Origin of the sequence: Nonomuraea sp. NPDC003560, from assembly GCF_042878785.1 — a bacterium.
Lineage (GTDB): Bacteria > Actinomycetota > Actinomycetes > Streptosporangiales > Streptosporangiaceae > Nonomuraea.
Genome location: NZ_JBIAOF010000011.1, coordinates 279,051 through 303,116, shown reverse-complemented (window position 1 = coordinate 303,116; position 24,066 = coordinate 279,051). Strand labels below are relative to the sequence as shown.

Below are 24,066 nucleotides of genomic sequence, written 5' to 3'. Positions count from 1 at the left end.
CCAGGGGGCGGGAGGACCTGCGCGGGCCCGGCGTACGACCGTGGTCGTAGTCGAAGGCCAGACCGTGGTCCGACGCGCCGGGCCCCCGGCCGCTGTCAGCATGGCCGCATGACTCGCCTCCGGTACTCCGATCGCCTCTGGTACTCCGTCGGGATCTTCCTCCTGCTCGTGGGCCTGGCGCACCTGGGCGTGCTCGTCGTGGCCGGCGGCCCGTGGGAGGGGGCCGTGTCGTGGCGCAAGCCGTTCACGTTCGGGGTGTCGTTCGGGTTGAGCGTGCTGACCCTGACCTGGGTGTCCCAGTGGTTACGGCTGCGTGCCCGCACGTTCGTCCTCGGGGCGTTCGCGGTGGCCTCCACGGTCGAGGTGGCGCTGATCACCCTTCAGGCGTGGCGCGGGGTGCCGTCCCACTTCAACATGGAGACCCCCCTCGACACGGCCATCGCCCGCACGCTGGCCGCGTTCGGCATCACGCTCATCGTCCTCGCGATCACCATGACGATCGCCGCCTTCCGCCCGGCGCCGGAGGTCGCCCCGAGCACCCGTCTGGCCGTACGGGCCGGCTTCGCCACGCTGCTGGCGTCCATGGTCTTCGGCGGCGTGATGATCGCCCGTGGTGTCGTGGCGGTGATGACGGGCAACCAGCAGCTCGCCTACACGGTGGCCACCGCGCTCAAACCGGCCCACGCCGTGCTCATGCACGGGGTGCTCCTCCTGCCGGCCCTGTCCTGGCTGCTGTCCCGCACGCTCCCGTCCGAGGGCGCGCGGCTGCGAGCCGTACGCCTGGCCACCTGGGCGTACGTCGCGGTGGCCGCGCTGGTGTCCGGCCTGGCCGTGGCGGGGGTGGCGGTCGTGGGGCCGTCCACGGCGTCGGTCTTGTCAGCCGGGGCGATCTCGGCCCTGGCCATCGCGGCGATCGCGCTGGGCCGGTTCAGCCCCCGCCTCGGCCGGGCGAAGCATTGAGGCCGGGGTAATGGGTCAGCCGTTATGCCGTCGCCGCCGCCACCACACGGGCGCGCGGGGGTAACCACCGTCGTCCAGGTCGGCCAGCCGCTCGAACACGTTGTACGACGCCTGATGCCCGCACACGACCACCGATACGAGCATGGCCAGCAGGTAGAGCGGGAGCATCGGCAGTCCGGCGCAGCAGGCCCACTGGGTGGCGTGCCGTGCTTCGTGCCGGATGAGCCGGTCGTCGAGGTCGTCCTGCCTGGTCAGGACGACGTTCCCCACCGTGAACGCGCCCGCGATGGGAAAGCGGTAGCGGTAGCCGAAGGCGAGGATGAGCCCGTCGGGGCCGGGCCGGCGGGCCGCGCCGCCGACGATCGAGATGAGGAGGCCGAGCGGGGTGGCGAGGTTCACATAGTTCACCGCCCGCCGGAACCGATAGCGCCTGTTCATGCGTCTCAGTCTTGACCAATCTTGACAAGTCGGAATAATGATCTGCGTCCTGAAATCTCCCACAAGAGCAGGATTATGAGATTCTCCATCCTGGGCGCGCTGCTCGGCGCTGTTGCACTGGCCGGAGCCGGCGGAGTCGCGATCACCCAGACATCAGCCACCGATCCCCTACGTTCCACCGATTCTCCTTCCGGCGCGCAGGTGGCGTTACCCGTCGCCGCGACCCCGACGGCGACGCCCACGGCGACGCCCTCGGTCGGGGATTACACCGCCACGACGAAGGTGGTCAAGAAGAAGGGCGTCTCGTACTTGAATGTGTCCGTCAAGTACGACGGAGCGGCCCGCTTCACCGTGAAGCAGAAGGTGTGCAGGAGCAAGTCCTGCAGGAGCGCCACCGCCCAGTTCCCCGTCACCACCGGGGCCGGGCAGACCACGAAGAAGCTGGGCAAGGGCACGTACAAGGCGCGGGGCAAGCCGGCCGTCAAGGTCAAGCCGCTCCCCTGGCCGACCCGCACCGTGACGGTCTCGCCGACCGCCACGCCGACCGCCACGGCCGCGCCGAGCGCGACGGCGACCGTGACGTCCACGGTGACCGAGCAGGCCACGGTGACCGCCACGGTGACCCAGCCCGGCCCGACCGTGACCGTGCCCGGCCCGACGGTGACCGTGCCGGGGCCGACGGAGACGGTGACGTACACCTGTCAGCCCTCCCCGCCGACGACCCCGCTTCCGCCGTCCGAACCGCCGACCGCCACGCCGTCGACCTCGGTCTCGGAATCCCCGGACGTCCCGGACGCCCCGGCCCAGGCCCCCGCCCCACCGGCGAGCGACACCCCGACCCCCACCCCGACGCCGACGCCGACGCCGACGCCGACCGCGACGGACGTCCCGACCGACACCCCCACCGGCGCCCCGACCGACGTCCCCACGGACGTCCCGACGGACATCCCGACGTGCGCGCCGCCCACGGATCTCCCCTCCGAGACCCCGACCCCAACCCCGACCGCGACCTCCACGGACACCGGCACCCCCACCGACACCCCCACCCCGCCGGAGTCCCCCACCCAGTAACCCCCGACCGACACAACGCATGATTCAGGCCAGGCCCCAGCGCCTGGCCTGAATCATGTCCCCCCGCCCCACAACCCATCGCGACCGCCCTCTCACATCCGGGACGCCGCACCACCGCTGAACCAGGCCGCCAACCCCGCAGGGACGCCGCGCCACCGCTCCCATCCCTCCGGCTCATGACCGGGTACGCCGGGGTCGGTCAGTGCGGGGCGTTTGTGGGGTGGGGTGGTGGGGTCGGGGTCAGCAGGCGGGTGAGGGTGTCGGTGAGCCAGCGTTCGTAGGCGTCGGCGTCCCAGCTCAGCATCTCCCGCCCCAGCAGGTACGTCTCCGTGTGCACCAGGACGGCGGTGGTGTCGGTCAGCCAGTCGAGATCGTGCCCGCCCGCCAGAAGCCCGTCGGCGGCCATCTTGTCCCAGAAAGCGCGCATGTTCGCGCGGGTGGCCTCGCGTCCGGCCCGGGTGGCGGCGGCCAGGTCGGGCTCGGTGGGAGCGGCCTGCAGGGCGACGGCCAGCAGGTCGCCGGCGCGTTCGGCCATCTGGCGGCTGCCCCCGGCCAGGGCGGCGATGCGCTCCTCGGCGGTGGGGGCGGTGCCGGCGCGGACGTACCAGTCGCGGCCGGTGACGTCGACGGCGGCCCCGTCACCGGCGAAGGCGACGTCGACGCAGCGTTTGAGCAGCGCTGCCTTGGTGCCGAAGCGCAGGTAGACGGTACGGTCCCCGACCTGGGCGGACTGTGCGACGGCGCTCAGGGTGGTGGCCGCGTAGCCGTTGCGGAGGAACAGCTCGGTGGCGGCGGCCAGGATCTTCTCCTCGGTGGCGGCGATGCGGGCGGCGCGCAGATCACGCTTGACGGGCTCCGACATAAAATGCAGTATAACTGCATCGATGCAGTGCAACTGCAAGGAGGGGATTGCTGTGTCGCACCTCCCGCGTCTGGACGGCGTGCACCACCTCAAGCTCCCGGTCACCGACCTGGAGCGTTCCCTGGCCTGGTACCGCTCCCGGTTCGGGTACGAGATCGACATCGAGTTCGTCGAGCAGGGCGTGCCGATGGGTTACGCGCTCGCCCATCCGGCCGGCGGTCCCGTACTGGCGCTGCGGCTGGACCCGGAGCGGGCCAAGGCCGCCGCGGGCTTCGACTACTTCGCCATCGGCGTCCCGGACAAGCAGGCCATCGAGGAGCTGGCCGCCCACCTGACCACCCTGGGCGACAGCCACGCCGACGTGCACGAGGCGACCATCGGCTGGATCCTGCCCGGCCTGCACGACCCGGACGGCCACGAGATCCGCTTCTACACCACGCAGCCGCTGCCCCCGCGCGAGCGGCCCGCCCCTGCCACGGCGGACGCGGACGAGGAGCACCAGAACGGCCCCCGTCCGGCCGAGACCTCCTGAGCCATGACCGCAGTCCGCAACCACGACGGGCGCCTGGAGGTCTTCGCCCCCCGCCAAGGCGCCCGCCTGCGGCAGTCGGCAGCGGCACGAGGAAGGCAGAACGGTACACGCCCCGGGCTTCCGCGAGTTCCGAACCCGGCCGGTCACCTCACACAGCGGGACCGAGCGGCGCTTCGGACGGAACGCCGCCCGGCTCTTCCTTGAGCTCGACGAAGATCGCGTGCGACTCGGTGTCGCCGATGTTCCGCCCCGCGTGCTCCTGCGCGCCGACCCATCGCGCCTGCCCCGCCTCCAGGTCCAGCTCGACCTCTCGCGCGCCCGAGGTGAGGCGGCGGCTGAAGGACGACAGCGTGACCATCACGCTGTCGGGATGGCTGTGCGGGCTGGTCGAGTCGCCGGGCCGGTCGCGGTAGCGCAGCACCCTGACCCGTTCGTTCTCGAAGATCACCGTGTACAGACCTGGGTTCGTGACCACGGGATCGGCGCTCATGGACCACCTCACAAGGCGAGTCAGCTACATGGGACGACGGTACCATGATGGGCATGTCGGTACCATATGAGCAGACCGGCCGTCACCGGCAGAAGGCCCGCACCCGCGCCGCCCTGGTAGGGGCCGCCCGCCGCCTGCTGGCCGACGGCACGGACCCCACGGTCGAGGACGCCGCCGCCGCGGCCGGCATCTCGCGCACCACCGCCTACCGCTACTTCCCCAACCAGAACGCCCTGCTGACCGCCGCGCACCCGCAGATCGAGCAGACCTCCCTGCTCCCCCCGGACCCGCCCGCCGACCCCGCGGCGCGCCTGGACCTGGTGATGACCGCCTTCACCCGGCTCACCCTCGACTGGGAACCACAGCTGCGCACCTCGCTGCGCCTGTCCCTGCGACCGGGCGCCGAACAGCCGCACCTGCGCGGCGGCCGGGCCGTCGGCTGGATCGAGGACGCCCTCGCCCCGCTCCGCGACACCCACCCCGGCCTGGACCTGCACCACCTGGCGGTGGCCATCCGCGCCGCGACCGGCATCGAGTCGCTGGTCTGGCTCACCGACATCGCCGGATACACCCGGCAGCAGGCGGCCGACACCATGTGCTCGTCGGCGCGGGCGCTCCTGGTCGCCGCCCTCGACCGGCACGACCGCCGCACCGGGCAGGCGTAGCCGCGGCGTCAGAGGTTCTTGTAGCGGCCGTCGTGGTAGAGCAGCGGCGAGCCGTCCGCGGGGGTGCCGAGGGCCGTCACCTGGCCGAGCACGATGGAGTGGTCGCCGCCGTCGTACACCGCGGTCGTGGCGACCTCGACCGTGGCCAGGGCGCCGGTGAACAGGGCCACCCCCGACTCCCCGCGATGGTGCTCCCACCGGGCCAGTTGCCCGTTCAGCGGACGGCCGCGGTGGGCGAAGAAGCGGGAGGCGTCCTCCATCGAGGCGTGCAGCACCGACACGCCCCACACCCCGGCCTCGATCACGGCGTCGTGGAAACGGGCCACCTTCTCGGCGCAGAAGAGCACGAGCAGGGGGTCGAGCGACACCGACGTGAAGGAGTTGACGGTCATCGCGTGGTCCACACCGCCGAGCCGGGTCGTGACGATCGCGACTCCCGTGGCGAAGCGGCCGACGACCTTACGGTAGTTTCCCGGGTCCACATGCCGCTCTATGGAATGCACGACGTTACTTTATGCCTCTACGTCGGATTCTTTGGAGGTGGGTATCCCCGCAACAACCACGAACCCCCACCGGACGAGGGCGAGCACAGGAACGCCACCACGAGAGCCAGCAATCCGCCATACAGGTAGACGTACCCCGCCGCACCCTGAGAGATCACCAGATCTCCGGCACTGAGTTCGAGCGTGAACGGCATCGTCACCAGCAGCCAGCCGAGCCCGACCGCGAACGCGGCGAGCTTCGTCCGCATGAGCCTGGCCGCCCCCAGCGGGAGGAGGAACAGCGCGAGCACCCACCCGATCGCCACCCACGGCACGGCGCCCAGCTGGTCGAGCGCGTGCGTGAACCCGCCGACGACGCCGAGCACGACACCCAGCACGAACAGCATGCCGTACGCCGCCCCGCCCAGCGCCGACTCCGCCTGGCTGCGATGTTCCATGGGGAACGAGGTTAGTGGATGCCCGCGAAGAGATCGTTCTCGCGGTTGTGCGGCTCGCCGAGCCCACCGGCGTCGACCGGCGGCCCGGGCACCGGCCGGCCGGGCACGCCGATGGCCAGGACGAAGTGCTCCACGCCGAGCACCTCCTGCCCGATGTTGTTGGACAGGGCGTACCAGGGGCCGTCGACGGTGATCTGGGTGGCGTGGGCGCGCATGGCCTCCCGCTTGTTGCCGACCCAGGGGCGGGCGTCGATCTCGGTGGTGATGTCCTCGTCGGGGCTGCCGAAGGGGATGTCGTCGACGTCCTCCACGAGGAAGCCGGTGCCGGAGCCGGGCAGCGCCTCGGCCGTGCGCCGCATGACGGACCTGGGCACGGCCGTGTGGTAGAACTTCGCGATCTGCCACGGCTCGTCCTGGCGCGGGGCGGGCCGGCCGCCCGGGACGTAGTCGGGCTTGGCGGCCAGCTCGAAGGCGCGGCGGGCCACCCGGTGGGCCTGGATGTGGTCGGGATGGCCGTAGAAGCCGTTGGCGTCGTAGGTGACCAGCACCTGCGGGCGCACCTCGCGGATGACCTTCACCAGCTCGCCGGCCGCCTCGTCGAGGTCGGCCTGCCAGAAGGCGTTGGGGCGGTCGTTGGTGGCGACGCCCATCATGCCGGAGTCGCGCCAGCGTCCGGGCGAGCCGAGGAAGCGGTGGTCCTCGACGCCGAGCGCCTGGCAGGCCGCCGCCAGCTCCCCGATCCGGTACGGCCCGAGCAGGTCGTCGCGGTCGGCCGCCAGGTGGGCGAGGTCGGCGGGGATGACCTCCCCCTCCTCCCCCAGCGTGCAGGTCACCAGCGTGACGTGGGCGCCTTCCGCGACGTATTTGGCCATGGTCGCGCCGGTGCCGATCGACTCGTCGTCCGGATGGGCGTGCACGAGCAGGAGGCGGCGATCAGTCATAGTCATGAGCGTAACAATGGCTGGATACTGGCAGGATTGAGCCCATGAGTGAGAGCTTCCCGCGACTGTCGGCACGGACCCGCCGGTTCACCCTGGGAGTGCCCAGGGGGTTCACGATCTCCCCCGACGGCGGACGAGTGGTCTTCCTGCGGACGAGGTCCGGCACCGACCCGGTCACCTGCCTGTGGGAGCTCGACACCGAAACCCACGTCGAACGCCTGGTGGTCGATCCCCGCACCCTCCACGCCGACGACGAGAACCTGCCGCCGGAGGAGCGCGCGCGGCGCGAGCGCAGCCGTGAGGCGGCCGGCGGCGTGGTGGCCTACGGGGCCGACGCCGCGCTGACCAGGGCGGCCTTCGCCTTGTCCGGCGCGCTCTACGTCGTCGAGCTGGCGAGCGGCGAGACCCGCAGGCTGGAGACGCCGGGCGCGGTCATCGACCCCCGGCTGTCCCCCGACGGGCGGCAGGTCGCCTACGTCACCGGCGGCGCCCTGCACGTCCAGGACCTCGACTCGGGGCGCGGCGAGGTGCTCGCCACGCCGGAGTCGCCGACCGTCACCTACGGCCTGGCCGAGTTCATCGCCGCCGAGGAGATGGACCGGATGCGCGGCTACTGGTGGTCGCCGTCGGGCGACGCGCTGCTGGTCGAGCGGGCCGACGAGGAGCCGGTCGACACCTGGTACATCGCCGACCCGGCCAACCCGTCCCGCCCGGCCGTCGCCCAGCGTTACCCGGCGGCCGGCACGCCCAACGCCCGCACCGAGCTGTTCGTGCTCGGGCTCGACGGCTCGCGGGTGGCGGTGCCGTTCGAGGAGGAGTACCTCACGACGGCCGCCTGGGACGACCACGCGCTGTCGATCGTGACGATGACGCGCGACCAGAAGACGCTGCGGCTGTTCTCCGTCGATCCGGCGACCGGCGTGTCCACGCTGGTCCGCGAGGACACCGACCCGGCCTGGGTGGACATCGTGACCGGCGTGCCGGCGCACCTCGACGACGGCTCGCTGGTCTGGGTGGCCACGTCGGAGGGCGGCCACCGGCTGTTCGTCGGCGGCCGCGCGGTCACGCCGCCCACCCTCCAGGTCCGGTCGGTGCTCGACGTCGACCACGACAGCGTGTTGTTCAGCGCCAGCGGCGGCGACCCGACCGACATCCACCTGTGGACCTGGGACGGCCACTCGCTGCTGCCGGTCTCGACCCGGTCCGGGGTGTTCTCGGGGCGGATGTCCGGCGGCGTCGGCGTGTTGTCGGAGCAGAGCCTCGACGCCGAGGGCGTCTCCACCACGGTGGTGCGGCGCGACGGCATGGCGGTCCCGATCCCGTCGTACGCCGAGCGTCCGGGGCTCGATCTGCGGGTGTCGCTGGGGCGTTCGGGCCGGCGGGAGCTGGCCACGGCCGTGGTGCTGCCGTCCTGGTACGAGCAGGGATCGGGCCGGCTGCCGGTCCTGATGGACCCGTACGGCGGCCCGCACGCGCAGCGGGTGCTCAACCGGCGCGGCGCGTTCCTGGAGAGCCAGTGGTTCGCCGAGCAGGGCTTCGCCGTGATCGTGGCCGACGGCCGCGGCACGCCGGGCCGCGGTCCGGCGTTCGAGCGGGCGGTGCTGGGCGACCTGGCGACCCCGGCGCTGGAGGACCAGATCGACGCCCTGCAGGGCGTGGCCGAGCAGTACCCCGACGACCTCGACCTGTCGAGGGTGGCCATCCGCGGCTGGTCGTTCGGCGGCTTCCTGGCCGCGCTCGCCGTGCTGCGGCGTCCCGACGTCTTCCACGCGGCGGTGGCCGGCGCGCCGGTGACCGACTGGCGGCTGTACGACACCTGCTACACCGAGCGCTACCTGGGCCACCCCGACGAGCAGCCCGAGGTCTACGACAACTCCTCGCTGTTCGCCGACGCGCCCAAGCTCGAACGCCCGCTGCTCCTCGTCCACGGCCTGGCCGACGACAACGTGGTGGCCGCCCACACGCTGCGCCTGTCCTCGGCGCTGCTGGCGGCCGGCCGCCAGCACAGCGTGCTGCCGCTGTCGGGCGTGACGCACATGACGCCCCAGGAGGTCGTGGCGGAGAACCTGCTCCTGCTCCAGGTCGACTTCCTGAAGAAGGCGCTGGGCTAGTGTCAGCAGCCTGCGCAGGGGCGTGATCGGTGGGATCGGCAGGGCGCGGCTGATCCGGCGTACGGACGCCAGTAGGCGGCTACCGGGTCAGCGGCAGGCTCAGTAGCCGACGGTGAACCGGCGCTGGACGAAGTGCGGCAGCTCTGCCTCGTCCACCAGGGCGACCGCGGCGTCCTCCGCTGAGATCCGGCTCAGGCCGTCGGAGTCCAGCACGGGCTGGTCGCCGCCGATGCGGAAGCGACCGGTGCGCTCACCGGGGGCGATCTGCTCGGCGGGGCTGAAGTAGGTCCAGAGCCGATTCGAGGCGCGCAGGACGTTCAGCGCCTCCCGGTGGCCGCGTACGGCGGCGGCGTACTGGCGGGGCAGGCCGAGTTCGTCGAGCGACGCGTGGATGAGTTCCTCGTGGTCGGCTCGGACGACGCCCGGCTCGATCTCCAGGCTGCCGGCGCCGCCGATGACGATCAGCCGGGTGCGGGGGTGGCTCTCCAATGCCTTGAGCAGGGCCTGGGCGGCAGCCGCATAGACGGTCGGGTCCGCGATCGAGCGTTGGACGGTGTCGGCGAAGTTCTTCGCCGCGTTCCCGGGCTGGAAGCCGCTGATCAGGATGTCCAGGCCGGGCAGGACAGCGGCGATGCTCGCCGCGTTCAGCACGTCGATGCTCGCCCAGCTGAGGTTCTCCCGCTGGTCGGTGATCGCGGAGGCGTCCCGGCTGAATGCCGAGACGCGGTGTCCGCGTTGGAGGGCCTCGCTGACGACCCGGCTGCCGATGGTGCCGGTGGCTCCGATGACGCCGATGTGCATGGTTCTCCCCTTGATTCGTGCCGTGGTCATGCCGGATGGACGGATGAGGCCGACTGACCTCACGCCGTGCAGTGACTATACGCCGTGAAGTTTATGGACGGCAATCAGCTGGGTGACGCTGTAAAGTGAACCCATGGCAGGCACCCGGAGCACCGAACGACGCGAGCGACTGCGGGCCGAGACGACCGCGGAGATCAAACGCACAGCGCTGGAGTTGATGGGCTCGGGCGGCCCCGACGCGATCACCCTGCGGGCGATCGCCCGCGAGATGGGCATGACCGCCAACGCCATCTACGGCTACTTCGCCACCCGCGATGACCTGATCACCGTCCTCATCGCGGACGTTTACACCGCGCTCGCGGACGCCGTCGACACCGCCTGGGCCGCCACGGCGCAGGGCGGGCCGGCGGAGCGGATCCAAGCCTGGGCGCACGCCTTCCGCGACTGGGCGCTGGCCAACCCCGAGGGCTTCCGGCTGATCTACGGCGACCCCGTTCCCGGCTACCGGGCCCCAGCTGGCGGCGCCGCACCGGAAGCGGCCCGGCGGGTCTGCGTCGGCATCGCCGCGCTGGCGGACACGGCCTGGGGCGGCGCCGAACGGTCGCACGGGGACGGCGACTTCGGCTGGGACGACTTCGACCCGGGCCTGCTCGACAAGGTCCGCCCGGCGTTCCCCGCGCTACCGCCGGCCGGGGTGGCCCTGGCGCTGCGGATCTGGGGACACCTGCACGGCCTGGTCGCGCTGGAGATCTACGGCCACCTGCGCGCCCAGACACTCTCGCCGGACAAGCTCTTCCACGCCGAACTCAGCCAGTTGGTGAGATCGCTGGGTCTCGGCGCCTAACGGGCGGTTCGGACGAAGTCGTACTGGAGTACTAGGCGGTCCGCAGGGCGTCGAGCAGCCTCGACGCCCCCAGGCCGATCAGCACGACCAGCCCCATGACCAGCAGGAACACCCACAGGGGGGCGCCGAGGTAGGCGAGCAGGCCCTGCGCCACGGCCAGGATCAGCACGCCGAGCACGGTGCCCGCCACGCCGGCGCGCTCGCCGTACGGGCTGGTGCCGCCCAGCAGGACGGCGGCGAGCGCGAACACGGTGCTGTAGAGCCCCTGGTCGCCCGGGGGCGCCGCCCCGAGGCGCAGGAGCAGCGCGATGCCGCCCGCGGCGGCGAGCATGCTCGACCCGGCGAGGCCGAGCACCGCGCCGGGCCATCCGGCGCCGAGTTCCTTGCGCACCTCCTGCCGGTTCCACAGCAGGCCGCCGGCGATCGAGACGACCGCGAACACGGCGAACCCGAGCGGGCCGGGATAGAGCGCGGCGGTCTCCAGCGGGATCGTCCCGTCGTCGAGCAGCGCGACGGCCACGGCCTCGCACACGACGGCGGCCCCGAGCGTGACGGCCCAGGCCGGGGCCGTCAGCAGCATCGTGAACGCGCTCATGGCGGCCCCCAGGAGCCCGGCGAGCACGAGCGCGAGCAGCATCGCCAGCGGCAGCGGCACCCCGGCGCCCGCCGTGGACGCCACGAAGGCGGCGCTCGCGGCGGCGACCGCGCCCACGGCGAGATTGGGCGTGCCGGTGCGCAGCGACAGGCCGAACCCCATGACGATCAGGCCGAGCTGGCCGGCGTGGGCGAGGATGTCGAGCAGGCGGTCACTGACCGTAGTGATCAGGACGAGTGCCAGGCCCAGCAGGGCGAGGAGTCCGAGCACGCCTTCCCAGGCGCGCTGCCAGGTGCTCACTCCGACGATGCTGACAGCGCCGGACGATCATCGCAACCCCGGCAGGCGCTACCGCGGCGCCGCCCGCTCCAGCAGCTCCTGGAGCACGGACTGCTCGTCGGGCGTGAGCGCGGCCAGCGGCGAGCCCTCGGTCAGCAGGCCCAGCAGGCGCTCCCGCAGGCCGGCGCCCTCCTGGGTGAGCACCAGCAGCTTGGCCCGGCGGTCGCTGGGATGGGGGCGGCGCTCCACCACCCCATGCTGCTCCAGCCGGTCGATGACGAACGTGGCGTTGGAGGGCTCGCACCCCATGCGCCCCGCCAGGTCGCTCATGGTCATCGGGCCGGTCAGCTCGCGCAGCGCCACCGCCTGGGCGGTGGTGAGGTCGAGCGCGGCCGCGCGTTCCCTGACGTGCCCCTCGATCTGCCTGGCGAGCGCGCCCACCAGGCCGCAGAGGTTCCGCTCGGCCGCGGCCCGCGCTTCGGCTTCGGACATTGTCATACCGCCAAACTACCTCAAGCTTGGATGTTTGCAACTTGAAAGGTTCTGGCTATAAGTTTCCGCCATGAGCACTTCTGAGAGCCTTCGTCTGCGCCGCCCGTCCGCCCTCCGGTCGTTGCGGGTCGGCGATCTCAAGGTCACGTTCGTGCCCGACGGGAGCGTGCGGCTCAAGCCGTACGGCTGGCTGCCGGGCACGACCGAGCGTGACTGGGCCGAGAACGCCGACCACCTGGACGAGACCGGCAACCTCGTGGCCGGCATCGGCGGCCTGCTGGTGGAGGCGGGCGAGCGGGCCCTGCTGATCGACGCGGGCGTGGGCCCGGTGCACCAGCCGGACGACCCGGCCGACCCGCTGATCGGCGAGCTGCGCGGCGGCGACCTGCTGGACAACCTCGCCCGGGTGGGCCGCCGTCCCGAGGACGTCGAGGCGGTGGCCTTCACCCACCTGCACATCGACCACATCGGCTGGGCCTGGCACCCGGCCGCCGGCGGGCCCGCGTTCCCGTCCGCCGAGTACCTGTTCGCCGAGCCCGAATGGACCGAGCGCCACCGGACGCTCGACTTCGGCACGCCGGCGGAGGCCCTGACGACCATGGCCCCCCGGGTCAGGACGTTCGGTGACGGCGAGGAGATCTTCCCCGGCGTGCGGGCCACGTTCGCGCCCGGCCACACCGCCGGGCACACCGCCTACACGATCACCTCGGGCGGACAGCGGCTGCTGGCCTTCGGCGACGCCCTGCACTCCCCCGTGCAGGTGCGCCGTCCCGAGTGGCCGGCCGGCTCCGACCTGGACCGCGTGGAGTCGACCGTGCACCGGCGGCGGCTGGTCGAGGAGCTGCTGCGACCGGACACGATCGGCTTCGGCATCCACTTCGCCGACGTGGTCTTCGGCCGCGCGCGGGACACGGCCGAAGGGCCGGTCTGGGAGCCCGTGGCCTAGGGAGTGGCGGCGGGGATGCCGTGCCAGCTCGCCCACAGGGCCGCGTACGAGCCGCCCTCGGCGACCAGCTCCTCGTGCGGGCCCAGCTCGGTGATCCGGCCGTCCTCCACGACGGCCACCCGGTCGGCGTCGTGCGCGGTGTAGAGCCGGTGGGCGATGGCGATCACCGTACGGCCCTCCAGGACGGCGGCCAGCGAGCGTTCCAGGTGGCGCGCGGCCCGCGGGTCGATCAGCGAGGTGGCCTCGTCGAGCACCAGCGTGTGCGGGTCGGCCAGGACCAGCCGCGCCAGCGCGAGCTGCTGGGCCTGCGCGGGCGGCACGGCGGCGCCGCCGGAGCCGACCTCGGTCTCCAGCCCCTCGGGCAGCGCCCGCACCCAGTCGAGCGCGTCGACGGCGGCCAGCGCCGCGCGCACCGCCGCGTCGTCCGCGCCGGGGCGGGCGATCAGCAGGTTGTCGCGGACGGTGCCCTTGAAGACGTGGTGCTCCTGGGTGACCAGCGCGACGTGCCCGCGCAGGTCGTCGAGCGGCAGGTCGACCAGTGGCACGCCGCCCACGCTGACCTCGCCGGTGCGCGGCCCGTGGATGCCGGCCAGCAGCCGCCCGAGCGTGGACTTGCCGGCCCCCGACGGGCCGACCATGGCCAGCCGCTCGCCCGGCTCGACGGTCAGCGACACGCCGTGCAGCACGTCGCGGCCCTCGCGGTAGGCGTACCTGACGTCGTCGGCCCGCAGCAGCTCGCCGGCCGGGCGGGCCGCGGAGGGCTCGCGGTCGTCGGGCACGTTGGCCACGCCGAGCAGCCGGGCCATGGCGGCGCCGCCCACCTGGAGCTCGTCGATCCACATGAGGAACCGGTCGAGCGGGTCGATGAGCTGCTGGGCGTAGACCAGGGCGGCGGTGACCTGCTGGACCGTCACCCAGTCGTTGGTGTAGAACAGGCCGCCGACCAGGAGCGTGGAGACCACCGGGATCACGTAGCCGAGCTCGACCGCGGGGAACCAGAGCGTCCGCAGGCCCAGGGTGTAGCGCTCGGCGGCGTAGGAGCGGCTGATGTCGCCGTCGGTGCGCTCGCGCCGGCGTTCCTGCAGGCCGAGCGCCTCCACGGCCCGCGCGCCCTCGACCGTCTCGGCCAGGCCCTCGGTCATGTCGGCGTACGCGGCGTTCTCGCGCAGGTAGCCGTCGCGCGCCCGCTTGAGGTACCAGCGGGTGGCGAACCAGATCAGCGGGCCGGCGACCAGCATCGGCAGCATGAGCTGCGGGCTGACCAGCACCAGCGCGCCCATGGTGATCACGAACGTGACCAGCGCGATGAGCGTCTCCGGCACGGCGTGCCGGACGGTCCTGGACAACGAGTCGACGTCGCGGGAGGTACGGGTGATCAGGTCGCCGGCGCCCGCCCGCTCGACCGTGGACAGCGGCAGGCCGAGCACCCGGTCGACGAACTCCTCCCGCAGCTCGGCCAGCACCTTCTCGCCCAGCCTGGCCGAGGCGAGCACGGCGAAGCGGACCAGCAGGCCCTGGAGGAACAGGAACGCGCCGATGACGACGGCCACGAGCAGCCCGTCGACCTCGCCGCCGTCCTGGACGGTCTGGACCAGGCTGCCGAGCTGCCACGGCACGACGAGCCCGGCGACGGCGGCCAGGCCGTGCAGGGCCAGGGCGACGGTGAGCTGCCGCGGGTACTTCAGCGTCAGCCTGCGCGCGTAGGCGCGCACCTGTTTCCGGTCGGCGACCGGCAGGATCTCGCGGGCCACGGTCAGCCCTCCCCTCGGGTCACGGTCGCGGCGTACTCGGGGGACGCGTCCAGCAGGTGCCGGTGTGTCCCCTCGGCCAGCACCCGGCCGCCGGCCACGTAGACCACGTGGTCGGCCCGGTCGAGCACCAGCGGGCTGGTCGTGCAGATCATGGTGGTGCGGCCCGCGCGCGCCTTGGCCAGCCGCTCGGCGATGCGGGCCTCGCTGTGGGCGTCGACGGCGCTGGTGGGCTCGACCAGGATGAGCACCTCGGGGTCGGCGATCAGGGCCCGCGCCAGGCGCAGCCGCTGCTGCTGGCCGCCGGAGAACTCGCGCCCTGCCTCGGACACCTGGGCGTCGAGGCCGTCGGGCAGCGCCTCGACGATGTCCTCGGCGCAGGCGGCGTGCAGGGCGGCGCGCACGTCCTCGTCGGTGGCCGCGTCGCGGACGTCGAGCTCGTTCCTGAGCCTGCCGGTGAACAGGCGGGCGTCGTTGCCGGCGACCAGGATGCGCGCGCGGATCTCGGCCATGGGCAGCGAGGCCAGCTCGACGGCGCCGAAGGTGACGTCGCCGGGCGCGTACCGGCCGAGGCGGTCGGCGATGGCGGCGGCCTCCTCGGGCGCGTCGGCCGCGACGGCGGTGAGCATGCCGGGCTGGAGGGTGACGCCGCTGTAGCAGTCGCGCAGCACGCCGCCGCCGCTGGTCTCGGTGCCGCCGGCGACCTCGGGCTCGATGGCCAGGATCCGGATGACGCGGCGGGCCGCGACGTGACCCTTGGTGAGCTTGTCAGCCGCCTCGGTCAAGGTGCGCAGCGGGCCGATGAGGAAGGCGGCGTAGCCGTAGAGCGCGACGAGGTCGCCGGTGCTGATCTCGCCGCCGACCGCGAACGTGGCGCCGATGCCGGTGACGACCGCGATGAGCAGGCCGGGCAGCAGGATCTGGGCGCCTTCGAGCAGCGACTCGACCCGGGCCACGCCCACCCCGGCGTGCCGCACGCGCTGGGACTCCTCGCCGTAGCGGCCGGCGAACACCTGCTCGCCGCCGATGCCGCGGAGCACCCGCAGGCCGGCCACGATGTCGGCGGCCCTGGTGGACAGGTCGCCGGTCAGCTCGCGCTGCCGCTTCTGCCGCCGGTGCAGCGGCTTGAGCAGCGGCGAGACGGCCAGCGCCATGAGCGGCACGCCGAACAGCACGAGCAGCCCGAGCGGGACCGAGGTCGTCAGCAGGATCACGGTGACCGCGACGATGGCCACCACGGACCCGGTGCCGCGCAGCAGGATGTCCATGGAGCTGCCGATGTGGGCGATGTCGGAGTTGCCGACGCTGACGACCTCACCGGTCGAGACCTTCTTGGGCAGCGTCGCCCCGAGCCTGGCGGCCTGCCGCGCGGTCAGCTGGACGGTGCGGTAGGCGGCCGACAACCAGTTGAACACCGCCATCCGGTGCCGCATGATCCCGGTGAACGCCTGCAGCAGCCCCAGCCCGAGCAGGATCGACGCCCAGGTCAGCAACGCCCGGGTGTCCTTGGCGGTGACCGCGTCGATGCCCTTGCCGAGCACCGCGGGCACGAGCGCCTGCACCAGCCACCACAGGGTGGCGAAACCGATGCCGGCGAGCAAGGCACGCGCCTGACGCCGCGCGTTCCACCACAGGTAGCGGAGCGGGCTGCGGATGTCGGGCAGGCCGGGATCAGCCTCAGGAAGGGAGCGCATGGTCTGACAAGGTTGACAAGCCGGCGCCCGGCCCGGCAAACGGTTTTTCGCCTGGCTAACGATCGGGCACGTGCCGGAACGTGCGCACGGTGTAGATCAACGTGACCAGGGCGGTCAGCGCGAGCAGCAGGTAGCCCACGGTGTACGACCCGGACGCGCCGTAGACGGCCCCCATCACCAGCGGCGGGAAGTACCCGCCGAGCCCGCCGGCCGCGCCCACGAGCCCCGTCACCGTCCCCACCTTCGACGCCTCGACGAGCTCGGCGACCAAGGCGAAGACGCCGCCCGTGCCGAGCCCGAGGAAGAAGGCGATGAGCACGAAGCAGGCCCCGGCGGGCACCTCGGCGGGCGGCCGGAACGACAGCGCGACCGCCATCACGACCGTCCCGGCCAGCGAGATCAGCAGCACCCTGACCGGCCCGATCCGGTCGGACAACGTGCCGCCGATCGGCCGGGCGGCGACGGCGGCGATCGAGAACCCGGCCGCCCGCAGCCCGGCGCCCGTCTGGGCGAAGTGGTAGACGTTCTGGAGCAGGGTCGGCAGGTATGTCGAGAACGCCACGAAGCCGCCGAAGGTGACGGCGTACAGGAAGGCGCACTGCCAGGTGGCCCTGAGCTTCGTCGCCTCGCGCATCCTGGGCAGGGCCGGGGCGGTGGCGGGCGACCAGGCGGGCGAGTCGCGGCTGCCGCCGATCATGATCACGCCCATCAGCGCGAGCACCGCGGCCATGAGCAGGTGGGTCGCGAACCGGCCGAACTCCTCCACCAGGCGGGGGGTGAAGAACGCCGACAGCGCGGTCCCGCCCATGCCGGCGCCGAACACGCCGGTGGCGAACCCTCTGCGGGCGGGCTCGTACCAGGCGTTGACGAACGGGATGCCGATGGCGAACGACGTGCCGGGGACGCCCAGCAGGAACCCCCAGAACAGCAGCCACCCGTACGACTCGGACCAGCCCACGAACAGGACGGGCACGATCGACACGAAACAGATGACCGCGAACATGCGCCGCCCGCCGAGCCGGTCGGCCAGCACGCCCACCGGGATGCGGCCGAGCGAGCCGACCAGCACCGGGATCGCGACCAGCAGCGAGGTCTGTGTCGCGGACAGGCGCAGCTGCCTGCTGTAACTGCCCGACAGGGGACCGATGAGGTTCCAGGCCCAGAACGTCACGGCGAAGGCCGCCGTGGCCAGCGCCAGGTTCCGCACCTGACCTTTACGAAGCGCAGACATACACCCTGTGTAACAGAGGGTCACCTTCTGTGATGAAGTGGGGGTATGAGCGCCGAGGATCTCCTGCTGAAGACCGGTCGGTTCCTCCGCAGATCGGCCACCAGTGGTGACCTGCGGACTCTCTACCTGAAAGGCGGCACGGAAGGCGACGCGTTCTACCGCGACCGGTGGAGCCACGACAAGGTGGTGCGCTCGACGCACGGCGTGAACTGCACGGGTTCGTGCTCGTGGAAGGTGTTCGTCAAGGACGGCATCATCACCTGGGAGACGCAGGAGACCGACTACCCGGGCGTGGGCCCCGACCGGCCGGAGTACGAGCCGCGCGGCTGCCCGCGCGGGGCGGCCTTCTCCTGGTACACCTACTCGCCGACCCGGATCCGCTACCCGTACGCGCGGGGCGTGCTGGTCCAGCTCTACCTGGAGGCGCGGGAGCGGCTGGGCGACCCGGTGGCCGCCTGGGCCGAGGTCACCACCGATCCGGAGAAGCGGGCGAGCTACCAGGGGGCGCGCGGCCGGGGCGGGCTCGTCCGGGTGACCTGGGACCTGGCCGTCGAGATGATCGCCGCGGCGCACGTGCACACCATCCAGGCGTACGGGCCCGACCGGGTCGCGGGGTTCTCGCCCATCCCGGCGATGTCGATGGTCTCGCACGCCGTCGGCTCCCGGTTCGTGTCGCTGATCGGCGGCACGATGCTCTCCTTCTACGACTGGTACGCCGACCTGCCGGTGGCCTCGCCGCAGGTGTTCGGCGACCAGACCGACGTCCCGGAGTCGGCCGACTGGTGGGACGCCGCGTACCTGGTGATGTGGGGCTCCAACGTCCCGGTCACCCGCACGCCGGACGCCCACTGGATGGCCGAGGCGCGCTACCGGGGCCAGAAGGTCGTGGTGGTCTCGCCCGACTACAGCGACGCCGCCAAGTTCGCCGACGAGTTCCTGAGCGTGCGTCCCGGCACGGACGGCGCCCTGGCCATGGCCATGGGCCACGTGCTGCTGAAGGAGTTCTTCGTCGACCGGGAGGTGCCCTACTTCACCGACTACGTCAAGCGCTGCACCGACCTGCCCTTCCTGGTCACGCTGCGCGAGCACGAGGACGCGTACGTGCCGGACAAGTTCCTCACGGCCAAGGACCTGGGCTCGGCGGAGGAGGCGGCCGAGTGGAAGACCGTGCTCATGGCCGGGTCCGGCGAGCCGGTGGTCCCGAACGGCTCGGTCGGCTTCCGCTGGACCGACTCGGGCGAGGGCCGCTGGAACCTCGACCTGGACGTCGACCCGAAGCTCACCCTGTACGGCGGCGAGTCGGCCCAGCTCCTGCTGCCGCGCTTCGACGGCGAGGGCTCCCTGCGCCGCGGCGTGCCGGTCGCCCGCGTCGGCGGACGGCTGGTGACCACGGTGTTCGACCTGCTGCTCGCCCAGTACGGCGTCCCCAGGCCCGGCCTGCCGGGGATCTGGCCCGGCGGGTACGACGACGCGGCCGAGCCGTACACGCCGGGCTGGCAGGAGCCGGTCACCGGCGTCCCGGCCGAGCGGGTGGTCAAGATCACCCGTGAGTTCGCCAGGACGGCCGAGACCACCCGCGGCCGCTGCATGATCATCATGGGCGCGGGCGCCACCCAGTGGTTCCACGGCGACACCATCTACCGGGCGTTCCTGTCGCTGCTGCTGCTGACCGGCTGCCAGGGGCGCAACGGCGGCGGCTGGGCCCATTACGTCGGCCAGGAGAAGTGCCGTCCGCAGAGCGGCTGGGCGCTGCTGGCCGGCGCGCTCGACTGGTCGCGCCCGCCGCGGCAGGCGCCCGGCACGCCGTACTGGTACCTGCACACCGACCAGTGGCGTTACGACCGGTTCGACGCGGGCGCGCTGACCTCGCCGCTCGGGCCCGGCGCGTTCCGCGGCAGGCACACGGCCGACCTGGTGGCCGAGGCCGTGCGCAACGGCTGGATGCCCATGTCGCCCGCCTTCGACCGCAACCCGCTGGAGCTGGGCGAGCACGAGGACCCCGTGGCGTACACGCTGGAGGAGCTGCGGCGGGGCAGGCTCCGGCACGCCGCCGAGGACCCCGACGACCCGGCCAACTGGCCGCGGGTGCTGACCCTGTGGCGGTCGAACCTGCTCGGCTCGTCGGCCAAGGGCAACGAGTACTTCCTGCACCACCTGCTCGGCGCCACGTCCAACCTGGAGCAGCCCGACCCCGAGGCGCCGAGGGGCAAGCTGGACCTGCTGCTCACGCTGGACTTCCGGATGACGTCCTCGACGGTCTACTCCGACATCGTGCTGCCCGCCGCCACCTGGTACGAGAAGTACGACCTGTCCTCGACGGACATGCACCCGTTCGTGCACGCGTTCAACCCGGCCATCTCGCCGCCCTGGGAGACCAGGACGGACTTCGCCGCCTTCCACGCCATCGCCAGGGCCTTCAGCGCGCTGGCCAAGGAGCGGCTGGGGGTGCGCAAGGACGTCGTGGTGGTCCCGTACCAGCACGACACGCCGGGCGAGACCGGGCAGCCCGGCGGGCGCGCGCCCGGCGCGCCGGAGCCGACGCTGAAGGTGGTCGAGCGCGACTACGGCGCGGTCGCGGAGCAGCTGGCCGCGCTCGGCCCGCTCACCGAGCGGCTCGGCCTCCAGGTCAAGGGCGTGACCTTCATGCCGGACGAGGAGGTCACCTGGCTCGGCCAGCGCTGCGGCCTGGTGCCGCGCGGCGTGGCCAAGGGCCGCCCCGAGCTGGACACCGACGCCAAGGCGTGCGAGACGATCCTCGCGCTGTCCGGGGTGAGCAACGGCAGGCTGGCCGCCCAGGGCTTCCGCCAGCTCGCCCGGCGCACCGGCCGCAGCTTCGACGACCTGATGGACGAGGGCCACCGCATCGTCTTCGCCGACACCCAGGCCCGGCCCACGCACGTCGCGGCCAGCCCGGAGTGGTCGGGCAAGGAGGCGCACGACCGCCGCTACTCGCCGTTCACGATCAACGTCGAGAACGGCAAGCCCTGGCACACGCTCACCGGCCGCATGCACTTCTTCCTCGACCACGACTGGATGCACGAGTACGGCGAGGCCCTGCCGGTCTACCGCCCGCCGCTGGACATGGCCGAGCTCTTCGGCGAGAGCGCCACCCTGCGCTACCTGACCCCGCACTCCAAGTGGTCGATCCACTCCGAGTACCAGGACAACCTGCTCATGTTGTCGCTGTCGCGCGGCGGCCCGACCATCTGGATGTCCACCGAGGACGCCACCCGGCTCGGCATCGCCGACAACGACTGGATCGAGGCGGTCAACCGCAACGGCGTCGTGGTGGCCAGGGCCATCGTGTCCCACCGCATGCCGCAGGGCACGGTCTACATGTTCCACGCCCAGGACCGCCTGATCGACGTGCCGAAGTCGGAGGAGACCGGCCGCCGCGGCGGCATCCACAACGCGCTGACCAGGGTGCTGATCAAGCCCACGCACATGATCGGCGGCTACGCCCAGCTCTCGTACGCCTTCAACTACCTCGGCCCCACGGGCAACCAGCGGGACGAGGTCACCACCATTCGCCGCAGGTCGCAGGAGGTGCGCTACTGATGAAGATCATGGCTCAGATCGCCATGGTGATGAACCTGGACAAGTGCATCGGCTGTCACACCTGTTCCGTCACCTGCAAACAGACCTGGACCAACCGTCCCGGCGTCGAATACGTCTGGTTCAACAACGTCGAGACCCGCCCCGGCCAGGGCTACCCCCGCCGGTACGAGGACCAGGAACGCTGGCGGGGCGGCTGGAAGCTCGACCGCAGGGGCCGGCTGACACTCCGCGCCGGAGGCCGGTTCCGCAAGCTGGCCAATATCTTCGCCAACCCGCTCATGCCCTCCATCCAGGACTACTACGAGCCCTGGACCTACGACTACGAGAACCTGACCCGGGCCCCGCTGTCCGACGACGTCCCGGTGGCGCCGCCGCGGTCGCTGATCAGCAACGAGCCCATGAAGATCCGCTGGAGCGCGAACTGGGACGACAACCTGGGCGGCGACCCGTCCCCCGACCCGGTGCTGGGGAAGCTGTCGGAGCAGGTCAGGCTGGAGTTCGAGCAGGCGTACATGTTCTACCTGCCGCGCATCTGCGAGCACTGCCTGAACCCGTCCTGCGTGGCCTCCTGCCCGTCGGGGGCCATGTACAAGCGGGCCGAGGACGGGATCGTCCTGGTGGACCAGGACAGTTGCCGGGGCTGGCGGATGTGCGTGACGGGGTGCCCGTACAAGAAGGTGTACTTCAACCACCGGACCGGCAAGGCCGAGAAGTGCACGTTCTGCTACCCGCGGGTCGAGGTGGGGCTGCCGACGGTGTGCTCGGAGACCTGCGTGGGCCGCCTGCGCTACCTCGGGGTGCTGCTCTACGACGCCGACCGGGTGAGCCAGGCCGCCTCGGTGGCGGACGAGCGGGACCTGTACGAGGCCCAGCTCGGCGTCTTCGTCGACCCCGACGACCCGGTGGTGGCCGCGTCGGGGTTGCCCGCCGACTGGATCGAGGCGGCCCGCAGATCCCCCGTATACGACCTGATCACGAAATATCGCATAGCGCTCCCCCTGCATCCGGAGTACCGGACGTTGCCGATGGTCTGGTACGTCCCGCCACTCTCCCCCGTCGTGGACGCCCTGGCGAACACCGGGCACGACGGCGAGGACGCGGACAACCTGTTCGCCGCCATCGAGTCGCTGCGCATCCCCGTGGAGTACCTGGCCGAGCTGTTCACCGCGGGCGATCCCGTCCCGGTGACGGCCGCGCTGCGCCGGCTGGCCGCGATGCGCTCGTACATGCGGGGGGTCAACCTGGGGCAGGAGCCGGTCCTGCCGGACACCGGCCTGACCGAGGACGACATCAGGGCCATGTACCGCCTGCTGGCCCTGGCCAAGTACGAGGAGCGGTACGTGATCCCGACCGCGTACGGCAACGTGCCCGGCGTGGTCGAGGAGGCCGGCTGCAGCCTCGACTACTACGGCGGCCCCGGCATGCAGGCCCCCTTCGGGGAGGCGTCGGGCAAGCCGCTGCCGGTCTCCGTCGAGTCCTTCCACGGCCTCAAGGACCGCCAGACCAGCGACGAGATCACCCACGACCGGGTGAACCTCCTCAACTGGGACGGCCGGGGCATCCCAGCAGGACTCTTCCCGCCGAAAAAGGGAAAATCATGAACAAGGCCGTGATCTGGCAGGCCGCCGCGCACCTGCTCGCCTACCCCGACGAACGTTTCCACCGCCGCCTGCCGCTGATCAGGGAGGCCGCCGAGCCGCACTTCGCGGCGTTCCTGGCGCGGATCGCGGACATGGACGCGGGCGACCTGGCCGCGCACTACGTCGACACGTTCGACCTGCACCGGCGCTGCTGCCTCTACCTGACCTACTACACCGACGGCGACACCCGCCGCCGCGGGGCGTCCCTGGCCGCGCTCAAGCAGCGCTACCGCGTGGCCGGCTGGGAGCTGATGGACGACGAGCTGCCCGACTTCCTGCCGGTCGTGCTGGAGTTCGCGGCGCTCGACCCGTCCGGCGTGGCGCTGCTGCGGGAGCATCGCATCGGGCTCGATCTGCTGCTGTCCGCCCTGACCGAGCTGGGCTCGCCGTACGCGGAGGTGGTCGGGGTGGTGTGCGCGGCGCTGCCGCCGCCCACGGCCGCCGAACGCGCCGCGGCGCACCGCCTGGCCGCCGGGGGGCCACCCGCCGAGACCGTGGGAGGGTACCGGTGAGCTGGGGCGAGAGCATGTTGTGGGTGGTCGCGCCGTACGTCACCCTGGTGATCTTCATCGGCGGCCTGATCTGGCGGTACCGGTACGACAAGTTCGGCTGGACCACCCGGTCGTCGCAGCTCTACGAGAGCCCGCTGCTGCGCGTGGCCAGCCCGGTGTTCCACTACGGCCTGATCTTCGTGATCATCGGGCACGTGACCGGCCTGCTCGTCCCGCTCTCCTGGACGGACGCGATCGGCGTGTCGAACGAGGCGTACCACGCCAACGCCCTGATCTGGGGCGGCCTGGCCGGGCTGGCCACACTGGTGGCGCTGGCCCTGCTGGTCTACCGCCGCCGGACGAACGGGCCCGTCTTCCTGGCCACGACGAAGAACGACAAGACCATGTACGTGGTGCTCGCCGCGTCGATCGTCGCGGGCGTGGTGACGACGGTGGCGGGGTTCGTGCCGAGCGAGGTGAGCTACCGGACGACGGTCGCCCCCTGGTTCCGCGGCGTCTTCGTGCTCAACCCGGACGCCACCGCGATGGGGCACGCGAGCATCCTTTACAAGGTGCACACCGTGATCGGGATGGCGTTGTTCGTGCTTTTCCCGTTCAGCCGCCTCGTGCACGCCCTTTCGGCACCGATCACCTATTTGTTCCGCCCTTACATCGTGTATCGGGCCCGGTCCCGATAGCGCGCCGCGCCGCCCGGAACGGGGGCCGGTGCGTCAGAA

Annotated in this window: 23 protein-coding genes; 11 read left to right on the top strand and 12 right to left on the bottom strand. The window is 72.0% G+C overall.

Features of this window, described 5'->3' with window-relative positions; translation table 11 throughout:
• The first annotated feature begins 108 nt into the window (after positions 1 to 108).
• Positions 109 to 960 carry a hypothetical protein gene (locus tag ACFYUV_RS36965; RefSeq protein ID WP_387677251.1) on the top strand — a complete coding sequence of 284 codons (852 nt, stop codon included), beginning with the start codon at positions 109 to 111 and terminating at the stop codon, positions 958 to 960.
• 15 nt (positions 961 to 975) lie between these two features.
• On the opposite strand, the gene ACFYUV_RS36960 is transcribed toward ACFYUV_RS36965, so the two are convergent.
• On the bottom strand, positions 976 to 1,398 hold the full coding sequence (locus ACFYUV_RS36960) for a hypothetical protein (RefSeq protein ID WP_387677249.1): 423 nt from the start codon (positions 1,396 to 1,398) through the stop codon (positions 976 to 978).
• A gap of 75 nt (positions 1,399 to 1,473) precedes the next feature.
• Here ACFYUV_RS36960 and ACFYUV_RS36955 point away from each other — a divergent pair, with 75 nt between their 5' ends.
• Positions 1,474 to 2,469: a hypothetical protein gene (locus ACFYUV_RS36955; protein ID WP_387677247.1), complete on the top strand. Its 996-nt coding sequence runs from the start codon at positions 1,474 to 1,476 to the stop codon at positions 2,467 to 2,469.
• Between the two features lie 199 nt (positions 2,470 to 2,668).
• On the opposite strand, the gene ACFYUV_RS36950 is transcribed toward ACFYUV_RS36955, so the two are convergent.
• Positions 2,669 to 3,331: a TetR/AcrR family transcriptional regulator gene (locus ACFYUV_RS36950; RefSeq protein ID WP_387677244.1), complete on the bottom strand. Its 663-nt coding sequence runs from the start codon at positions 3,329 to 3,331 to the stop codon at positions 2,669 to 2,671.
• Positions 3,332 to 3,383: 52 nt separating this feature from the next.
• Between ACFYUV_RS36950 and ACFYUV_RS36945 the strand changes: the two genes are divergently transcribed.
• A complete protein-coding gene (locus ACFYUV_RS36945) occupies positions 3,384 to 3,863 on the top strand; it encodes a VOC family protein (protein ID WP_387677241.1) in 480 nt (159 codons plus the stop codon).
• Positions 3,864 to 4,011: 148 nt separating this feature from the next.
• On the opposite strand, the gene ACFYUV_RS36940 is transcribed toward ACFYUV_RS36945, so the two are convergent.
• Positions 4,012 to 4,353 carry a cupin domain-containing protein gene (locus tag ACFYUV_RS36940; protein WP_387677238.1) on the bottom strand — a complete coding sequence of 114 codons (342 nt, stop codon included), beginning with the start codon at positions 4,351 to 4,353 and terminating at the stop codon, positions 4,012 to 4,014.
• Positions 4,354 to 4,406: 53 nt separating this feature from the next.
• On the opposite strand from ACFYUV_RS36940, the gene ACFYUV_RS36935 reads away from it, so the two are divergent.
• Entirely contained in the window at positions 4,407 to 5,018 is a 612-nt protein-coding gene (locus ACFYUV_RS36935; protein WP_387677235.1) for a TetR/AcrR family transcriptional regulator, read from the top strand.
• 8 nt (positions 5,019 to 5,026) lie between these two features.
• Here ACFYUV_RS36935 and ACFYUV_RS36930 read toward each other — a convergent pair whose 3' ends face one another.
• The 3 genes from ACFYUV_RS36930 to mshB are packed head-to-tail and all read right to left on the bottom strand — an operon-like array spanning position 5,027 to position 6,899.
• Positions 5,027 to 5,521: a flavin reductase family protein gene (locus ACFYUV_RS36930; protein WP_352325598.1), complete on the bottom strand. Its 495-nt coding sequence runs from the start codon at positions 5,519 to 5,521 to the stop codon at positions 5,027 to 5,029.
• 17 nt (positions 5,522 to 5,538) lie between these two features.
• Positions 5,539 to 5,958: a DUF6113 family protein gene (locus ACFYUV_RS36925; RefSeq protein ID WP_358294410.1), complete on the bottom strand. Its 420-nt coding sequence runs from the start codon at positions 5,956 to 5,958 to the stop codon at positions 5,539 to 5,541.
• 11 nt (positions 5,959 to 5,969) lie between these two features.
• The gene (mshB, locus tag ACFYUV_RS36920; RefSeq protein WP_352325601.1) at positions 5,970 to 6,899 is read right to left on the bottom strand and encodes an N-acetyl-1-D-myo-inositol-2-amino-2-deoxy-alpha-D-glucopyranoside deacetylase; all 930 of its coding nucleotides are present in this window, start codon (positions 6,897 to 6,899) and stop codon (positions 5,970 to 5,972) included.
• Between the two features lie 44 nt (positions 6,900 to 6,943).
• Between mshB and ACFYUV_RS36915 the strand changes: the two genes are divergently transcribed.
• Entirely contained in the window at positions 6,944 to 9,010 is a 2,067-nt protein-coding gene (locus ACFYUV_RS36915; protein WP_387677232.1) for a prolyl oligopeptidase family serine peptidase, read from the top strand.
• Positions 9,011 to 9,109: 99 nt separating this feature from the next.
• On the opposite strand, the gene ACFYUV_RS36910 is transcribed toward ACFYUV_RS36915, so the two are convergent.
• Positions 9,110 to 9,811 carry an NAD(P)-dependent oxidoreductase gene (locus ACFYUV_RS36910; RefSeq protein ID WP_387677229.1) on the bottom strand — a complete coding sequence of 234 codons (702 nt, stop codon included), beginning with the start codon at positions 9,809 to 9,811 and terminating at the stop codon, positions 9,110 to 9,112.
• Between the two features lie 133 nt (positions 9,812 to 9,944).
• Here ACFYUV_RS36910 and ACFYUV_RS36905 point away from each other — a divergent pair, with 133 nt between their 5' ends.
• Complete coding sequence (locus ACFYUV_RS36905; RefSeq protein WP_387677226.1) at positions 9,945 to 10,655, top strand: TetR/AcrR family transcriptional regulator; 711 nt, start codon at positions 9,945 to 9,947, stop codon at positions 10,653 to 10,655.
• A gap of 31 nt (positions 10,656 to 10,686) precedes the next feature.
• Here ACFYUV_RS36905 and ACFYUV_RS36900 read toward each other — a convergent pair whose 3' ends face one another.
• Together ACFYUV_RS36900 and ACFYUV_RS36895 are read right to left on the bottom strand one after the other, a co-directional pair.
• Positions 10,687 to 11,550, bottom strand: a complete 864-nt coding sequence (locus tag ACFYUV_RS36900) for a hypothetical protein (protein WP_387677224.1) — start codon at positions 11,548 to 11,550, stop codon at positions 10,687 to 10,689.
• Between the two features lie 48 nt (positions 11,551 to 11,598).
• Positions 11,599 to 12,027, bottom strand: a complete 429-nt coding sequence (locus ACFYUV_RS36895) for a MarR family winged helix-turn-helix transcriptional regulator (protein WP_387677221.1) — start codon at positions 12,025 to 12,027, stop codon at positions 11,599 to 11,601.
• 64 nt (positions 12,028 to 12,091) lie between these two features.
• Here ACFYUV_RS36895 and ACFYUV_RS36890 point away from each other — a divergent pair, with 64 nt between their 5' ends.
• Positions 12,092 to 12,967: an MBL fold metallo-hydrolase gene (locus tag ACFYUV_RS36890; RefSeq protein ID WP_387677218.1), complete on the top strand. Its 876-nt coding sequence runs from the start codon at positions 12,092 to 12,094 to the stop codon at positions 12,965 to 12,967.
• On the opposite strand, the gene ACFYUV_RS36885 is transcribed toward ACFYUV_RS36890, so the two are convergent.
• Genes ACFYUV_RS36885 through ACFYUV_RS36875 form a run of 3 tightly spaced genes read right to left on the bottom strand, consistent with a single transcriptional unit; the run spans position 12,964 to position 17,640 of the window.
• Positions 12,964 to 14,718, bottom strand: a complete 1,755-nt coding sequence (locus tag ACFYUV_RS36885) for an ABC transporter ATP-binding protein (RefSeq protein ID WP_387677214.1) — start codon at positions 14,716 to 14,718, stop codon at positions 12,964 to 12,966. The genes ACFYUV_RS36890 and ACFYUV_RS36885 overlap by 4 nt on opposite strands.
• Positions 14,719 to 14,720: 2 nt before the next feature.
• The gene (locus tag ACFYUV_RS36880; RefSeq protein ID WP_387677210.1) at positions 14,721 to 16,409 is read right to left on the bottom strand and encodes an ABC transporter ATP-binding protein; all 1,689 of its coding nucleotides are present in this window, start codon (positions 16,407 to 16,409) and stop codon (positions 14,721 to 14,723) included.
• Between the two features lie 55 nt (positions 16,410 to 16,464).
• Positions 16,465 to 17,640 carry a nitrate/nitrite transporter gene (locus ACFYUV_RS36875; RefSeq protein WP_387677207.1) on the bottom strand — a complete coding sequence of 392 codons (1,176 nt, stop codon included), beginning with the start codon at positions 17,638 to 17,640 and terminating at the stop codon, positions 16,465 to 16,467.
• Positions 17,641 to 17,685: 45 nt separating this feature from the next.
• Here ACFYUV_RS36875 and ACFYUV_RS36870 point away from each other — a divergent pair, with 45 nt between their 5' ends.
• The 4 genes from ACFYUV_RS36870 to narI are packed head-to-tail and all read left to right on the top strand — an operon-like array spanning position 17,686 to position 24,027.
• Positions 17,686 to 21,198, top strand: a complete 3,513-nt coding sequence (locus ACFYUV_RS36870; protein ID WP_387677204.1) for a nitrate reductase subunit alpha — start codon at positions 17,686 to 17,688, stop codon at positions 21,196 to 21,198.
• Positions 21,198 to 22,799 (top strand): nitrate reductase subunit beta, encoded by a 1,602-nt coding sequence (narH, locus tag ACFYUV_RS36865; RefSeq protein ID WP_387677202.1) that lies wholly within the window; start codon positions 21,198 to 21,200, stop codon positions 22,797 to 22,799. The genes ACFYUV_RS36870 and narH overlap by 1 nt, the downstream gene beginning before the upstream one ends.
• Positions 22,796 to 23,350 (top strand): nitrate reductase molybdenum cofactor assembly chaperone, encoded by a 555-nt coding sequence (gene narJ / locus ACFYUV_RS36860; RefSeq protein WP_387677199.1) that lies wholly within the window; start codon positions 22,796 to 22,798, stop codon positions 23,348 to 23,350. The genes narH and narJ overlap by 4 nt, the downstream gene beginning before the upstream one ends.
• Complete coding sequence (gene narI / locus ACFYUV_RS36855; RefSeq protein WP_387677196.1) at positions 23,347 to 24,027, top strand: respiratory nitrate reductase subunit gamma; 681 nt, start codon at positions 23,347 to 23,349, stop codon at positions 24,025 to 24,027. Before narJ ends, narI begins: the two co-directional genes overlap by 4 nt.
• Positions 24,028 to 24,066: the final 39 nt, after the last annotated feature.

Coding starts and splice junctions, on each gene's coding strand:
- ACFYUV_RS36915 (WP_387677232.1), top strand. CDS start 6,944: ATGAGTGAGAGCTTCCCGCGACTGTCGGCACGGACCCGCCGGTTCACC.
- ACFYUV_RS36875 (WP_387677207.1), bottom strand. CDS start 17,640: ATGTCTGCGCTTCGTAAAGGTCAGGTGCGGAACCTGGCGCTGGCCACG.
- ACFYUV_RS36935 (WP_387677235.1), top strand. CDS start 4,407: ATGTCGGTACCATATGAGCAGACCGGCCGTCACCGGCAGAAGGCCCGC.
- narJ (WP_387677199.1), top strand. CDS start 22,796: ATGAACAAGGCCGTGATCTGGCAGGCCGCCGCGCACCTGCTCGCCTAC.
- mshB (WP_352325601.1), bottom strand. CDS start 6,899: ATGACTGATCGCCGCCTCCTGCTCGTGCACGCCCATCCGGACGACGAG.
- narH (WP_387677202.1), top strand. CDS start 21,198: ATGAAGATCATGGCTCAGATCGCCATGGTGATGAACCTGGACAAGTGC.
- ACFYUV_RS36925 (WP_358294410.1), bottom strand. CDS start 5,958: ATGGAACATCGCAGCCAGGCGGAGTCGGCGCTGGGCGGGGCGGCGTAC.
- ACFYUV_RS36950 (WP_387677244.1), bottom strand. CDS start 3,331: ATGTCGGAGCCCGTCAAGCGTGATCTGCGCGCCGCCCGCATCGCCGCC.
- ACFYUV_RS36955 (WP_387677247.1), top strand. CDS start 1,474: ATGAGATTCTCCATCCTGGGCGCGCTGCTCGGCGCTGTTGCACTGGCC.
- ACFYUV_RS36905 (WP_387677226.1), top strand. CDS start 9,945: ATGGCAGGCACCCGGAGCACCGAACGACGCGAGCGACTGCGGGCCGAG.
- ACFYUV_RS36960 (WP_387677249.1), bottom strand. CDS start 1,398: ATGAACAGGCGCTATCGGTTCCGGCGGGCGGTGAACTATGTGAACCTC.
- ACFYUV_RS36965 (WP_387677251.1), top strand. CDS start 109: ATGACTCGCCTCCGGTACTCCGATCGCCTCTGGTACTCCGTCGGGATC.
- ACFYUV_RS36880 (WP_387677210.1), bottom strand. CDS start 16,409: ATGCGCTCCCTTCCTGAGGCTGATCCCGGCCTGCCCGACATCCGCAGC.
- ACFYUV_RS36890 (WP_387677218.1), top strand. CDS start 12,092: ATGAGCACTTCTGAGAGCCTTCGTCTGCGCCGCCCGTCCGCCCTCCGG.
- ACFYUV_RS36910 (WP_387677229.1), bottom strand. CDS start 9,811: ATGCACATCGGCGTCATCGGAGCCACCGGCACCATCGGCAGCCGGGTC.
- ACFYUV_RS36940 (WP_387677238.1), bottom strand. CDS start 4,353: ATGAGCGCCGATCCCGTGGTCACGAACCCAGGTCTGTACACGGTGATC.
- ACFYUV_RS36895 (WP_387677221.1), bottom strand. CDS start 12,027: ATGACAATGTCCGAAGCCGAAGCGCGGGCCGCGGCCGAGCGGAACCTC.
- ACFYUV_RS36870 (WP_387677204.1), top strand. CDS start 17,686: ATGAGCGCCGAGGATCTCCTGCTGAAGACCGGTCGGTTCCTCCGCAGA.